The following is a 14256-nucleotide window of genomic DNA, read 5'->3' as shown; positions in this document are numbered from 1 at the left end:
CGGTCATAGGCCTTGACAATCTTCTGACGTAAGTCCAATGAGTACGGCTTAGGCATCAGTTCTAATCATCTTAGGTACACTTAATTTATGATGACTAGCGTACCTCACCTGGATTGAAATTGCTATATGTCGTGATATTAGTAGGCTGTTGCGTCTGTTTCAGACGCCTCTTTAGATTGCAAGGACATACTGTCAATAGTTAGCCTGCATCCTACTGATATAGAACGCATATTAGACAGCAAGCATCGCCGTATGAGGAAATAGTTTGGGCTCCCTGTTTCAGTTAGACAGCTAACTATCATAAATTAGCTGTCATCAAAGCTAACGTCATTGGGAGCCTGGAAACTAGCTGAGTAGAGTGCATTATCCGAGAGTTCATTGTGATGAACTTTGTTTCACTATCAATGCCCACCATTGACGTAGTTACGGCGCTAGAAATAAGGTTCATCAAATTTCAAATGCAATAACACGGTTAACGAAGGGCTTTTTAGCTATTTACTTTGTCCTTTAATTCTTGTGCAAGAAAACATGAAAAAGCAACTTTTAACAGGTGCCCTGGCAGCAGCTACGCTAACTGTCACTTCAGTCATACAAGCAGATCCAGCTCAAGCCTTATCCTTTAACTTTGCTGGGCCATTCGAGGTTAACCCCTCAATTTCCTCTCAAGGAGGCATCGACGTTACAGCGTCGGCCACAGCAACTTCTGGTCCTGAGAGAGTTGTTGTTCAGACTTCTGCAGGTCTAGGTGTACGTTTGCCTCGTAGTTTGGATAGCTTTCAGATTGATGGCCTCGGCCCAGACGAAACCCTCAATCTGCATTTTTCGGAGCGAGTTAACCTTCTCTCCGCAACTTTTGGCAGAGTCGGCTTTGGGGATGAGTTTCGGCTGTTAGTAGATGGTACTCGGTTTATTGATGCCAACATCCCAGGTGGTAATCGATCTGATACCGATTTTGGGTTCTTTAGCTTTTCACCTTCGCCCACAGGTTCACTGTTTGGCTTTACAGTCACAGATAAGAAGGATGATTACTATTTAAAGGCTGTTCATGTGACTCCTGTACCAGCTCCTGCAGCGGTTCTTCCAGGCTTATTCGGCATGGGTATGGCAGCTTTTCGAAAGAAGCGGCAGGCAGATGAGGTAGCTTAGGCAAGCTTAAACCCCTATTGAGATTGCTTTGATAGGTAATTAATAAAACTGTTATCAGCTACGGGAAAACAATCTCGTAGCTGGTTTTGAATGTGTGCCTGTTGTGATGTCTGGCACTACGATTTGGACTATTTAGGATAACTATCGAGTCTGATTGACTGACAAAAGATAATGCCTACACTGTTGAAGTGACTGTCTGTTTTGGATTGTAGCCAATAACGAAAGAAGCGGGAGTCCAGCGCTCTAGAATTAGATACCACTCAAATTATAGAAACGCTGTGAAAAAAACTCCCGCCTCTACGATGCCTTGAAAATCTGGCTGGGTCAAGGCGACAACTGGACACACCTTACCCATTTAACGACCTGTCTATGGATGGTCGTCGCGCTGATTCATACCGGCGAAGTAAACCTAACGAAGTGGGCCAAGTATATCCCCTGCCGAGGGCAGTACGCGCAAAGTCGCCAACGTCGTATTCGTCGCTGGCTGGGAAATCCACGCATCAATGTCCATCGGTTGTACAAGCCCATTATTCAAGCCGCGCTGGCGAGTTGGGAAGACGAGTGTCTGTATCTGAGCTTGGATATCACCCAGTTTTGGGATGAGTATTGTCTGATTCGGTTAGCCGTGGTTCACCGAGGACGTGCCCTCCCGCTGTCTTGGCGCGTGCTCAAGCATTCGAGTGCGACAGTTGCCTTCAGGGAGTATCACGAGATGTTAGTTCAGGCGGCTCGATACCTGCCGAAGGCGGTGAAGGTTATTCTGCTGGCAGACCGAGGATTCATTCATACCGATGCCATGAGTGCACTGCGCTGCCTGGGCTGGCACTATCGCATTCGACTCAAGAGCAACACATGGCTATGGCGCTCTACCGGAGGCTGGATACAACCCAACTCAGTTCATCTGGCTTGCGGCGAAGTGCGCTGTTTCCACACTGTTAAACTGCACAAGCAACAATGGTATGGTCCCGTCCATGTCATCGTCGGTCGCAATCCTCTCAATGGCGAACTCTGGGTCGTTGTCAGCGATGAACCCACTACGCTAAAAACCTTGCAGGAGTATGGCTTACGCTTCGATATTGAGGAGCTTTTCAAGGATGAGCAGTCTAGTGGTTGGAATCTGCAAAGGTCTGAGATTCGTTCGGTTTGTGACCTCTCACGCTTATGCTTCATCTTAGCGCTCGCGACACTTTACGTGACCGCGCAGGGCGTTGCTGTCGTTGACTCAGGCAAACGTCGATGGGTCGATACTCATGGGTTTCGTGGCAACAGCTATTTTCGCATTGGCCTTGATTGGATTCATGCGGCCTTAATCGATGGTTGGCAGCTGGTGACTCGTGTTGTGTTCTCGTCTAACACAGACCCTGAACCGGCTATGGCCTCTCGCTGGCAGCATGAGAAACGCTCCTTTCAGTTAGAATTTCAGGTCTTTACTACTCAGTTCAATCCTGACTAAACTTTTGTCAGTCAATCAGCTATCGAGTACATCATTTTAGTATATTCACAGCTGCGTCTGTGAGAACGCTCATACTTTTTGTAGCTAAGAAATTCTGTTTTTGTTGCTTGCGATCGCAAGTAATCGTTCGATAGCTCATAGCTACCTTTTCAAGTTTGAAAAGATCCCCACCTAGTTCACTCCCAAAGGAGTGAACCAATTTTTTGCTCTAATTTTTTTGGAGAGTTTTTAGCTCCAATATTCTCTGGCCGTACAATTTTATTATCTTCAAAACTAAATTCTTTCCCCTCAACAATATGAAGTCTAGATAAGGCGTTGCCAGAATTCTTGAGGTTAAGACACCTATTTTCCTGAAATGTATTAACTGACGCGATCTATATAGGTATATACCTAGAAAATGGTTTCTGAAATGTATTAGGTTACGTGGTTGAAATAAGTGGATGTGCAGAAAACGGCTCTCGACTCCCTGGTCAGAGTCGTTTTTAGATACGTGTTCTTTGTTCGTAACGCCATCATGACGGATGTCTTATCTAAATGGGAAAGAAAGAATCGAGTTGCTGAAGGTTTTGAACAAGCTGCCAAAGCCTGTTTTTCAGAAGCTGTTGACCTTAATCGATCTGCCTGAAGAATTTAACGCTTACGATCCTGCTACTCTACTCAAGTGGGTAGAAAGTCCGAATGGTTGCGGTCTGGAAAAATTTCTTACAGTCCTAGATAAGATAGCTCTTGTTCTTTCTGGTTTAAGCGGTATTCTCCCTAAGAAGGGAATAAGAATGAGACACAATACTCAATTCTATGCTGATACCCATAGTCTCATCACCGATATTAAAAAGCATCTAGGAAAACCGTTGCCTGAGTTCAACAAACTGCCAGATAGTCCAAGGACTTCTCAATACTCATTTCCTTCTGAGAAAATACATTCAGGTAATTCATCATCAGAGGGTGTGGCTAAAGACATATTTTCAAGAGAGCCAGGGCATTCTCAATACTCGTTTCCCTTGACAAAAATACATACAAATCCACAAAGAAGCTTGAAAAAGCTACATCGTGTAGATGGGCAAAAAGGCAAAGTCAGGCGAATACAAGAAATAGCTAAATCTTATCAACAAGATTTAGGAGATTATGCTTCTCTCGATATGGTTTACGTTCCAGGAGGTAGTTTTTGGATGGGATCTCCTGAAGAGGGAACCCAAAACAATAAAGAAGAGTATCCACAACACAAAGTCAAGGTATCAGCCCTTTATATGAGCAAGTACCCTATCACTCAAGAGCAGTGGTACGCGGTATCACTACTCGATGATGTGGAAAGGGCGCTAATACCATATCCTTCCCACTTTAAGGAAGATAATCTTCCTGTTGAAAATGTAAGCTGGTATGATGCAATAGAATTTTGTCAACGACTATCACGCTTCAGTGGCAAAAAATATTGTTTACCCAGTGAAGCCGAATGGGAATATGCTTGTCGAGCTGGAACCACAACTCCATTTTACTTCGGTGAAACTATCGCTGCCGATCATGCTAACTACAATGGCCTCTATGTTTATGGTCAAGGTAAAAAAGGAGTTTATCGAGAAAAAACAACCCCCGTTGATCTGTTCTTACCAAACAGCTTTGGCCTGCATGACATGTATGGCAATATCTGGGAGTGGTGTCAGGACTACTGGCATGAGAACTATATAAATGCTCCTAAAAATAATTTACCTTGGTTGCAAGGAGGGAGTCCAAAATATAGAGTGCTTCGGGGAGGATGTTGGTATGGACTTCCTGAATGTTGTCGTTCAGCTTTTCGCTTTTTCAGCCCACCTGCATACAAAGATAATATTGTTGGTATGAGAGTGGTTTGCAAATCTTTCTAGAGTTAATCCTCTAATAGAACTACTGACTATTTAAGGTCGTTGTCGATAAGATTAGGCAGCGGGTAGCTCTAAAGGAAAGATAACGCCCTAATCCGGCGATCCAACAATGAAACCTCTAGCTGATCTCCTAGCTGAGTGTAAACTTGCCGGGCATCCAAAAGTAACTGTCGAGCCTGAGAAAAATCCTCCAGGATGACATAGACATCAGCTAACTTTACCCGAATAGTTGCCTCGCTAAGCAGATCATTATTGGCCACTGCGATGTTTAAGGCTTGCTCATAGCTCATAGGCTGCCATTGCCAGCTGATTTAACCCAGTCTCACTGTAGGTATCGCCCAGAGCGTTATATACCAACTCAGAGGCGGTTGAACTTAGTGCCAGAGATTCTAAAATCTGTAGGGCATCTGCATACAGCTCATCTAAGAAATATACCCCTGCTTCAGCCAGGGCGGCTGCCTCTGCTGAGGCAGAGACATTATCGGCGTTGACCTGGGCCAGGTGCGATCGCAATAGCCCATAGTCTTCTGGTGCCAGGAGTTGAAACCCGACGTAATAAGCCCCTTCATCGAGATTGGACGATACTCCATCTTCAGTAATTACCTCAATGGCATAGTATCCCCCCAGATCCAGAGGCACGTCAGGAAATGGGACGACATTGGTACCATTCACCGTGGTGTCCCACAGTACCGAACCCAGAGAATTACGTCCGTAGACCCAATGCCATAGACGAACCGTGTAGCGACTGGCTCCATCTACAGCATGCCAGCGAATGTGGTCTGGCGGTTGACCAATCCATGTATTACGAGGGGTAATCACATAGGGAATCGCCGGGTTGTTACCGCCTCGGATTAAACCAGTTCGCTTACCACCAGCTCGGGTGTTAGATGCCTGTCCGCGTCGTCGAGCACAGGCTTGCCACAAAAAACAAGCTTTGGCAGGTGTTGGGGTAACAACAGTTGTTAATGTGGTTAAACCCAAGGAAAGAGCCAGTCCTAAGGCCAGCTTCCGGCTCAAAAGTTTTGGCATTACCAACCTCATAAATCGACTCCCACCATGGGCTACCAATCATCGTAAAGCCAGACCAATAGTAAGGATGTGAAAAGTCCAAATTTCCTGAAACCGGAACTTCTGGTGGAAGCAGTACAGCAAGGCCAGGGCTATTTCATTCTAGACATAATAGGACGAAAGTCTCTAGAGTAAAGGAGTGTGTCGATTGAGGCCTAGCCAAGCATGAGCGCGTTAGCAATTGTAGAAGCCTTTCAAGAGTTACCCGACCCCCGACGTGGAGCCGGTCGCCGTCACCACCAAGCCCTCTGTATAGCGCTCTTTACCTTAGCGGTGAGTACTGGATGTCGGGGGTTTCTTGTCCATCAGCGATTGGTTGGATAGCTATCATGAAGAGCTTTTAACGTTGCTTGAGCCGCCCAAAAATCGGTTGCCGTCCTACAGCACCATCCGCCGAGTTCTATTGACCCTAGACTATGAGGCCTACAGCCTGTGTCTGGCCACGTTCTTTGAAATTGAACCCTTGCCCGGTGAAACCGTTGCTCTAGATGGCAAAGTTTTGAGGGGGTCTTACCTTCTAGAAACGCCTGCGAGTACTGCAGAATCTCATCCGGCCATCCAGTTAGTGACCGTTTATGTGGTCGAACGAGGCTTGATTCTCCCGATTCAACCCGTCGACAAAAAGAGTAATGAGATCACCGCACTCCCACCTGTCCTGAAGGCATTGGCCCATCAAGGAGTGGTCTTTGCCTTTGATGCCCTGAACACCCCAAAAAACATGTGAGCAGATTGTCACCTCTGGTAATCACTACTTAGGGGCACTCAAAGGAAACCATGGCAATTTTTTCAACGCCTTAAAACAGAACTTTCAAGCCGAAGCACACGTGAACTCAGTCGAAACCGGCCATGGCCGAGTCGAGCGTCGTAGCGTGAGCCTCTATCGTGCATTGAATCGTTACCTGAGGCAGACCAGTGGGCTGGGCTGAAGACGGTTATCCGAGTGACGAGTTATCGTCACGTTTTCAAAGGCCAGTATCTTTGATCAACGCGCCGACCATTCGCTATTACATCAGCTCCTGGGATGAGCCGGTGGACAGGTTGGCCGAGCGGATTCGCGATTACTGGCATGTCGAGAACAAAGTTCATTATGTCCGGGATGTGACTCAGGGGGAAGACATCTCCAGAATTCGAGTGCAGCCATTACCTAACAACTTCGCTTTAGCCCGGAATCTGGCGCTTAATCTCTACCGTGACTATGGCTTCGACAACATGGCTCAAGCTCAACGCAAAGCTGGGCATGGGCTCAGTTTACTAAAATCTCTTTTTAGAATGAAATAGCCCTGGGGTGAGGGCAGCGTTAGGTGATAGCCACTTAAAGGCGGGATACCAAAACTGCTCGCGCCATTTCAGATCAACTACCGCCTCATCTCCATCCTGATACTTTAACCAGTCTTGCCGAAAGCGTTCTATCCACACTTGGCAGCTCTCCTCAGGATCCTGAGCTGGAGTCTGGTCTGGGTCTGAGCTAATTGCTTCCCAGCTAAAACGCTTTTAGGCCAGTAAACCTCCCAGGCGAAAGGCTTCTGACTCAGCATATTCCAGACCGGCTGGGTTGGCATACACCCCAGGCTAATCAGCTGCTGATGGGGTTTCGTACGCTTACTACTGGGTTTGGGAGGCAATGTACCGCGAATGGATAGCTTTTCGCCACGTTGATAAATTTTTAGCCCCAGCTGAGCTGTTTCCAACCTGGCATTGATTGCTTCGATTGTGAGTAATTTTCGCCCCATCTTAAACCCAAATTCCTGATCTAATTTTGATCTAAAAATTAGTCAGTTTATTCTAGTTCAGACTAGCTGAGTCAGCTTGGCAGCTTCCTGAAGAAACCGCCACAATTGGCTTAAGGCTTGACTTTCCTTGATGGACGGTACTGGGCTCGAACCAGTGACATCCTGCTTGTAAGGCAGGCGCTCTACCAACTGAGCTAACCGTCCGTGACTGCCTGCGTTAACAGGGCTTGAATGACTTACCTCTGGGGTAAGTATGGACGGTACTGGGCTCGAACCAGTGACATCCTGCTTGTAAGGCAGGCGCTCTACCAACTGAGCTAACCGTCCGTGAACTGCGTGTTTGCACAGGAATAGATATTAACAGATGACAGCGACTAAAGGCGAACTTTTTTTCAAAGAAAATGTAATTCAGGTGACAGCGGTCAAAGGTAATCTTTTTTCAAAACAGCGGTAATTCATTTGTATTATTAAAGCCCGAGGAACGGGCGCTGTGCTGTTGAGGACCTATGCCATCTGGAAAACATCATGACCGAATTACGCTGTGGCTATTACCTCTGGTGCTGATAGGCGCTTTTTTCATAACCCTTGATATGCCGCTAACGGTTATTGTCGGTCTCAGCTTTTTGCTCAGTGGCTTGATGATGGGTCCCGATCTAGATATTCAGTCAGTGCAATATCGCCGATGGGGTCTGATGCGCTGGATTTGGTATCCCTATCAGGTGGCTATCAAGCATCGTTCTAGGTGGTCCCACGGCCCTCTGATTGGCACGATAGTTCGGGTGCTTTATCTAGGTGTTTGGATTGCGCTGTTTGCAACTGTAGGGGTACTTGCAATCAATCATTTCTGGCAGGCCCAGCTATCTTGGCAAAGGCTCGAACCCATCTTAGTCAGCCTGTTTGTTCAATACTGGAGGGAGTGGCTAGCGTTGCTAGTGGGTCTTGAACTCGGGGCACTAAGTCATTACACCAGCGACTGGCTAGTCTCCGCATATAAGAAAAAGCGGCGTCATCAGGGCCATCGTAAACGATAGGCTGAGCTTAGTCACAACCTGCCTCTATTGCTAAAATCCATGACCATAAACCTGCAATCTAAAACATTAGAATCCCTCCAGCGTCTGATTGATGTCGTTGCTCAGCTGCGTAACCCTGAAGGCGGCTGCCCATGGGATCTGGCCCAGACGCCTGAGAGTCTGACTCCCTACGTGCTGGAGGAAGCCTATGAGGTGGTCGATGCAATTCAACAAGGTGACCGTGAGCATATGGCTGAGGAGCTAGGGGACTTGTTGCTACAGGTGGTGCTGCAGTCGCAAATCTTTAGTGAGACAGATGCGTTTGACCTTGGAGATGTGGCCCAAGGCATTGCGGAAAAACTGATTCGACGTCATCCCCATGTATTTGGTGACAGCCAAGCGGCAACCCCCGAAGAGGTGCATGTTACTTGGGAAGCTATCAAAGCGGCAGAGAAGGGCAATCAAGATGAGCAGACCTTAACCTCTAAGCTGGCTCGTTATGGCCGTACGTTGCCTCCAATGACTGCCACCATGAAAATTTCTAAGAAAGCGGCTAAGGCTGGGTTTGAGTGGGAAACCCTGGATGGTGTGTGGGAAAAGGTGGAGGAGGAACTGGGAGAATTTCGCCATGCTCTGGCCCATGAAAGTGCCGAGAACCAGGCAGCTGAGTTTGGTGATGTGCTGTTTAGTTTAATGCAGGTGGCCCGCTGGTGTGACATTGACCCGGTGGCGGCTCTACAGGGGACAAATCGTCGCTTTGTGCAACGGTTTGGACTGCTGGAGCAGTCAGCGGAAAAGCCTTTGGATGATCACAGCATTGAGGAACTAGAGGCACTCTGGCAGCACGCAAAACGGAAGATTGCGGGGGAAGGTTGAGGACGCATAGGACGCGTTATTCTAGGTAACCTAGATGAAATGAGTAAACATCCCACGGAACCCCATGTCTGTATCTTCGGTTGCTGTTGAGAATTCTTTGGTTGCGATCGCAACCAGCACACGTCAAGCAGCCCGCACCCTGGCCAGTCTGTCCACCCAGCAAAAAAACGAGGCCATTGAGGCCATTGCCCAGGCATTAGAAGCGGCGGCAGCAGATATCACAGTCGCCAATGAAGCTGATTTGAAGGCGGCGTTAGACGATAAACTGGCGAAGCCCCTTTACGGACGGCTAAAGCTGGATGCTGTGAAGCTGAAGGGAGCGATCAAGGGTGTCCGGGATGTGGCTAAGCTGCCCGACCCAGCCGGTGCAGTCCAGATTCATCGGGAATTGGACAATGGCCTAGAGCTCAAGCGGATAGCCTGTCCGCTGGGAGTACTGGGGATTATTTTTGAGTCCCGCCCTGATGCTGTCATGCAGATTTCTACATTGGCTGTGAAGTCTGGTAACGGTGTCATTCTCAAAGGGGGAAAAGAAGCTGTGCGCTCTTGCCAGGCGCTGGTCAAGGCCATTCGTCAGGGCTTGACTAATGTGGGTTTGGACCCCAATGCCGTGCAGCTATTGACTACGCGGGAAGAGACACGGGCGCTGCTGGAGCTAGATAGCTATGTGGACCTGATTATTCCTCGCGGGTCTAATGCCTTTGTTCGCTTTGTTCAAGAGAATACTCGCATTCCGGTGCTAGGCCATGCAGATGGTATTTGCCATTTATATGTGGATGTGGCGGCTGACTTAGAAAAGACGGCCAAAATTGCTGTGGATGCCAAAGTGGGCTATCCATCGGCCTGTAATGCCATTGAGACGTTGCTAGTTCATAAAGATATTGCAGTTCAGGCCTTGCCCGTTCTAGCTGAGGCTCTACGGAAAGAAGGGGTGAAACTGCTAGGGGATGATGCTACACGACAGGTTTTAACTGATATTCAGGCAGCAACGGAGAGCGACTGGTCCACTGAATACAATGATTTGATTTTGGCGATTCGAGTGGTGGATTCAGTGGATGCGGCGATTGACCACATTAATACCTATGGGTCACGGCATACGGATGCGATCGCAACCGAAGACCAAGCCACTGCCGATCGATTTATGGCCCAGGTGGATGCCGCAGGCGTTTATCACAACTGCTCTACTCGTTTTGCCGACGGTTTTCGCTATGGCTTTGGCGCTGAAGTGGGCATCAGCACCCAAAAGATGCCTCCCCGTGGCCCGGTTGGGTTAGAGGGTTTGGTGACCTATAAATATCAGGTAGTCGGCAACGGTCATGTTGTTGCCACCTACTCAGGAGAAAACGCTAAACCATTTACCCATCGCGATTTAGCCTGATTGTTAATGGATGTTGTTAATCGACAGCTGGATTATGGGGACAGCATCAGCCTTTCTATAGACCATTTAAGCCCCTTCATGACTTTAGTCACTAGATTGTGGCCACCTATGGCCAACCCCATATTGTGTCGCCTAGAATGAAACGTCCCCACAACAGAACAACAAAAAGACTTTCATGATTGCACTGATTGGCACGGCTTTCCTGTTGATAGGAGCTGTCAATATGGCCTGGTTTCTCCTATGGTTTCTATTGGCATGGAGTAGCACGCTTGGGGCAAAGGTTTCCAAAAAAGTTGGCACCGACAATGAAAGTACAGATAGCAATATTCAACTAGGAGAGGCTTTTAAAAGAGAAGCATTACAAAAATTCGCCATTAGTACAGCTCTTTTGATAGTGGGTTCGGTACTTTCCCATATTGGCAGCTGATTTTAGTGGCCGCTGACTGTAGCGGGTTCAGTCAGCGGCAAGACTAGGACCCATAGAGGTTCACCCGGCAGTGGAGATTCCTTGATTGGAAATAGTTTAGATAACTGTTAAATGGCTGATCGTATTAATGTGACCGGCATCCGTGCCTATGGCTACATTGGGGCCCTGCCCGAAGAGAATGTTTTAGGTCAATGGTTTGAGATAGATCTGACGCTGTGGATGGACTTGTCGGTGGCGGGCAAATCCGACAGTCTGACAGATACCCATAACTATGCCGATATTATCCAGCAGACACAGCAGATTATTCAGACGGAAAAATTTAAACTCATTGAGCGGCTAGGAGATGCGATCGCAACCCAAGCCCTTGCCAACGATGAACGTCTAGAAAAAATTCAAGTGACAGTCACTAAACTGACTGCTCCAGTGCCTAATTTTGATGGACGAGTGGCCATAACAATGGTGAGAACCCGTTCTTAATCTGGAGTGAATCGGCTACCATGCTGGGGGCACCATTAGCGAGAGCAAACCATTGCCTAAGCTGAGGCTAAATCAACAACACCCTTTAGCGCTGATTTTATTACTGGCAGCGCTCCTGCGATTGTGGCGTCTAGCGGCTAAGCCCCTTTGGGTGGATGAGCTTTACACCACGTTCTATAGTCTTGGGAAGAATCTGAATGAGATTCCCATGAATACGTTACTGCCGCCGGAACGTTACTGGGCGCTATTAGATACTCCCGGTTCTACCCTACAGGCCGCCCAGGCATTAACCACCTATAGCAACCATCCACCGCTGTTTTTTATGGCGATGAATGTTTGGTTACACGGACTGGGAATGTCCATTTGGACGCTACGAACCTTTGCCGTGCTCTGGGGGATTGTGGCTGTCGCTGGCGCATTTTACCTGGGACGTCGATTGGCGGGAGAACGCGTCGGCACCATAGCCGCCCTGCTGATGGCAGTGTCGCCCTACGGCATCTACCTATCCCAGGAAGCACGGCACTATAGTTTGGCAGTTGCGATCGCACTGTTTGCCCTCACCAATTGGATGGCCTTACTCCAGGGTGATCGGTCTCCCTGGCGCTGGTTGAGCTGGGTTGGCTTAAATGCAGTAGGTATTTACGTTCACTACTTCTATAGCTTTAGCATTATTGCCCAATGGTTGATCACCGCTAGCCGCATCCTCTGGCGTCGAGACCGACGCTCTGAAGCCTTGCCTTGGTTGCTAGCGATGGCAGGTACAGCGCTGTTGTATGTACCATGGTTGCCCACCGCCTTCATCCATTTTCACAGGGAAGGCGGCACTGGTTGGCTGAGTCAGTCGGCCCCCCTTTGGGAAACCCTGATATTGCCCTGGCTACAGTCCCTGGTGACCGGGCTGTTTATGCTGATTTTGCTGCCTGTAGAGCAAGTGCCGCAATGGGTCACCATTGGGTCAGCCCTAATTATGCTGGTGGTTTTTGGCATTGTGCTGCGTCCGTTAATTAGGGGGTGGCATTTGGAACCGCAGCTGGATTTAGGCGCTCCACTTGTAGGCTATGGTGTGGCCGTATTTGCCATCATGATTGCCATTACCTATGGTTTGGGCAAAGATCTCACCCTGGCCCCCCGCTACTTTTTTATGCTGTATCCAGCGGTAACGGTGATGGCAGCCATGGCAATGGCTCGATGTAAACCCTGGGTATTGGGGGTTGCGATCGCAGCCGGTGTCCTCAGCCAGGTTTTGATCAGCTACGATATCGCTTTACTCAAACCCTACCTGCCCGGTCAAATTGGTCGACGTATAGGGGCAGATCCTGAAGCTACGGTTGTTTTGGTAGCCCCCCAGCGAGACGGCTATCGTGCCCGTGCTTTAAGCTATGTGTTAGCTATTCCCCAGCGTGAAAATATCCAAGTTGCCTTTACGGGGTCGGCTGATGTCAAAACTTGGCAGCCCAGCCTGAACAATAGCGCAGCCATACCAACCAATAATTTCACCCTTTGGTTAGTAGAACCACAACGTCAGGGGCCATTTCCACCCACTGTTAGCCTGTCTCAACACAGGTGTTTTCAGATAGGCAAACGGGTTAAAACAGAAGGCACTCGTCAACAACAATATCAGTGTCATACAACGACTTAAGGGGCGCAGTTAGCAACGCCTCACACTATGACAGCTTAAAGAGTTTCATAGATTACCAGTAGTTTATGAATCAAGTCGCTATACTCATTTCTTGAAAGCGCCCATGCAAGCGCTGCCATCGTTCACAGCGCCCACTTCATTAGGATAGGCACCATGACGTTTCGAGTTTTGAATTTTTTTAATCGTCCCAAACGCTCTTTAAAGTTCTTCGGGGCGCTAATGGCCGCAACACTGACCATAACGACGTCTCCGGCGTTAGCTGGCGACCCATTTCGCGCTGGTGACGAGCGCAATATTGGTCCCCATGCCGAAGAGGCCTTTGAAGCCTTCTTTAAAGAAGGTGACTATGTGGGAGCCCGGACTGCTTTGGAATTGGCAAAGGATTCTGAAGCAGGCGAACCTTTGGTACATAGCATGGCGGCATCCATGGCCTATCTTGATGAAGACTGGGACAAACTAGAGGAAGAAGTGGCATTAACCAGATCCACCGCTGAAACTCTGTTGGAAACGGATCCATTACGAGGACATATTTACTCGGCAGTAGGTATTTTTATGGAAGGGGCTCACATGATGAGCACTCAGGGTGTGGCCCGTAGTACACCGGCTGCATTGGCAATGTTACAACAGGTTTTTGGCCATATTGGTGAAGCAGAAAAGATTGATAGCACTGACCCAGAACTTAACCTGGTCAAAGGGTTTATGGATTTAATGTTGGCTGTTAATTTACCTTTCTCCAATCCTGAGGACGCCATTGAGCGCCTGTCACAGTATGGCAACCCTAGTTATCTAGCCTACCGTGGTATTGCGCTGGGCTATCGCGATTTGGGTCAGATGCCCGATGCCATGGAAGCTGTAGAACAAGCGTTAGAAACAGCCCCAGAAAACCCAGAACTGTTTTATCTCAAGGCACAACTCCATCGACGCCAGGAAGAGACTGATGACAGTGTTGCCATGTTTGATAAGGCACTGGAGTATGCGGCGCAGCTACCCCCTAGCCTTACTCGCAAAATATATAAGGAAAAATGTCGCACTTTGGGTGGCTCCCATGAGACCTGTGGCAAAGAAGCAAGTGACTTTGTTGCGGAACTAGGTAAGTCTGAATAATCACCTAAAAACCGTTACTGATTTAGAATGAGACGCGGAGAAGAGGAGATATGGAGACGCGAAGCGTTTAAGCAATCAACGTCTCCGCGTCTCTC

At 48.3% G+C, this 14256-nt stretch carries 16 protein-coding genes and 2 tRNA genes; 13 read left to right on the top strand and 5 right to left on the bottom strand.

From position 1 onward, the window contains the following. The first annotated feature begins 528 nt into the window (after positions 1–528). From QGP82_RS25170 to QGP82_RS25160, 3 genes are all read left to right on the top strand, one after another. Positions 529–1146 carry a PTPA-CTERM sorting domain-containing protein gene (locus QGP82_RS25170; RefSeq protein WP_499061381.1) on the top strand — a complete coding sequence of 206 codons (618 nt, stop codon included), beginning with the start codon at positions 529–531 and terminating at the stop codon, positions 1144–1146. Positions 1147–1453: 307 nt separating this feature from the next. Continuing rightward, positions 1454–2599, top strand: coding sequence for a transposase (locus QGP82_RS25165; RefSeq protein WP_499061380.1), 1146 nt, complete (start codon positions 1454–1456; stop codon positions 2597–2599). 521 nt (positions 2600–3120) lie between these two features. Beyond that, complete coding sequence (locus QGP82_RS25160; protein WP_499061379.1) at positions 3121–4455, top strand: formylglycine-generating enzyme family protein; 1335 nt, start codon at positions 3121–3123, stop codon at positions 4453–4455. 68 nt (positions 4456–4523) lie between these two features. Here the strand turns inward: QGP82_RS25160 and QGP82_RS25155 are convergent, their stop codons facing one another. Beyond that, positions 4524–4742, bottom strand: coding sequence for a hypothetical protein (locus QGP82_RS25155; protein WP_499061377.1), 219 nt, complete (start codon positions 4740–4742; stop codon positions 4524–4526). After that, positions 4732–5481: a hypothetical protein gene (locus QGP82_RS25150; RefSeq protein WP_499061376.1), complete on the bottom strand. Its 750-nt coding sequence runs from the start codon at positions 5479–5481 to the stop codon at positions 4732–4734. Before QGP82_RS25150 ends, QGP82_RS25155 begins: the two co-directional genes overlap by 11 nt. 204 nt (positions 5482–5685) lie before the next feature. Between QGP82_RS25150 and QGP82_RS25145 the strand changes: the two genes are divergently transcribed. The 3 genes from QGP82_RS25145 to QGP82_RS25135 all read left to right on the top strand — a co-directional run bounded on the left by QGP82_RS25145 (position 5686) and on the right by QGP82_RS25135 (position 6798). After that, positions 5686–5844 (top strand): transposase family protein, encoded by a 159-nt coding sequence (locus QGP82_RS25145; protein WP_499061375.1) that lies wholly within the window; start codon positions 5686–5688, stop codon positions 5842–5844. Continuing rightward, positions 5837–6244, top strand: coding sequence for an ISAs1 family transposase (locus QGP82_RS25140; RefSeq protein WP_499061374.1), 408 nt, complete (start codon positions 5837–5839; stop codon positions 6242–6244). Before QGP82_RS25145 ends, QGP82_RS25140 begins: the two co-directional genes overlap by 8 nt. 188 nt (positions 6245–6432) lie before the next feature. Beyond that, positions 6433–6798: a transposase gene (locus tag QGP82_RS25135; protein ID WP_163668945.1), complete on the top strand. Its 366-nt coding sequence runs from the start codon at positions 6433–6435 to the stop codon at positions 6796–6798. Between the two features lie 128 nt (positions 6799–6926). Here the strand turns inward: QGP82_RS25135 and QGP82_RS25130 are convergent, their stop codons facing one another. The 3 genes from QGP82_RS25130 to QGP82_RS25120 form a co-directional block, all read right to left on the bottom strand. After that, positions 6927–7250, bottom strand: a complete 324-nt coding sequence (locus QGP82_RS25130) for a hypothetical protein (RefSeq protein ID WP_499061373.1) — start codon at positions 7248–7250, stop codon at positions 6927–6929. Positions 7251–7381: 131 nt separating this feature from the next. After that, positions 7382–7454, bottom strand: a tRNA-Val gene (locus QGP82_RS25125). 50 nt (positions 7455–7504) lie between these two features. Continuing rightward, positions 7505–7577: transfer RNA gene (locus QGP82_RS25120), tRNA-Val, on the bottom strand. A 179-nt stretch (positions 7578–7756) separates the two neighbouring features. Here QGP82_RS25120 and QGP82_RS25115 point away from each other — a divergent pair. From QGP82_RS25115 to QGP82_RS25085, 7 genes are all read left to right on the top strand, one after another. After that, the gene (locus QGP82_RS25115; protein WP_163668941.1) at positions 7757–8281 is read left to right on the top strand and encodes a metal-binding protein; all 525 of its coding nucleotides are present in this window, start codon (positions 7757–7759) and stop codon (positions 8279–8281) included. 39 nt (positions 8282–8320) lie between these two features. Beyond that, on the top strand, positions 8321–9136 hold the full coding sequence (gene mazG, locus QGP82_RS25110; RefSeq protein ID WP_163668939.1) for a nucleoside triphosphate pyrophosphohydrolase: 816 nt from the start codon (positions 8321–8323) through the stop codon (positions 9134–9136). A 64-nt stretch (positions 9137–9200) separates the two neighbouring features. After that, positions 9201–10514, top strand: coding sequence for a glutamate-5-semialdehyde dehydrogenase (locus QGP82_RS25105; protein ID WP_499061372.1), 1314 nt, complete (start codon positions 9201–9203; stop codon positions 10512–10514). 175 nt (positions 10515–10689) lie between these two features. Then, a complete protein-coding gene (locus QGP82_RS25100; protein ID WP_163668935.1) occupies positions 10690–10941 on the top strand; it encodes a hypothetical protein in 252 nt (83 codons plus the stop codon). Positions 10942–11052: 111 nt separating this feature from the next. Then, positions 11053–11418, top strand: coding sequence for a dihydroneopterin aldolase (gene folB / locus QGP82_RS25095; protein ID WP_499061371.1), 366 nt, complete (start codon positions 11053–11055; stop codon positions 11416–11418). Between the two features lie 52 nt (positions 11419–11470). Further along, positions 11471–13057 carry a glycosyltransferase family 39 protein gene (locus QGP82_RS25090; RefSeq protein WP_163668931.1) on the top strand — a complete coding sequence of 529 codons (1587 nt, stop codon included), beginning with the start codon at positions 11471–11473 and terminating at the stop codon, positions 13055–13057. Between the two features lie 153 nt (positions 13058–13210). Then, positions 13211–14161: a Sll0314/Alr1548 family TPR repeat-containing protein gene (locus tag QGP82_RS25085; RefSeq protein WP_163702747.1), complete on the top strand. Its 951-nt coding sequence runs from the start codon at positions 13211–13213 to the stop codon at positions 14159–14161. Positions 14162–14256 lie beyond the last annotated feature (95 nt).

The sequence above is a fragment of the Leptothoe sp. LEGE 181152 genome, from assembly GCF_032906605.1.
Lineage (GTDB): Bacteria > Cyanobacteriota > Cyanobacteriia > Phormidesmidales > Phormidesmidaceae > Leptothoe > Leptothoe turfae.
Note: the sequence above shows the minus strand (reverse complement) of the source record. Positions and strands in the feature narration are given on the sequence as shown.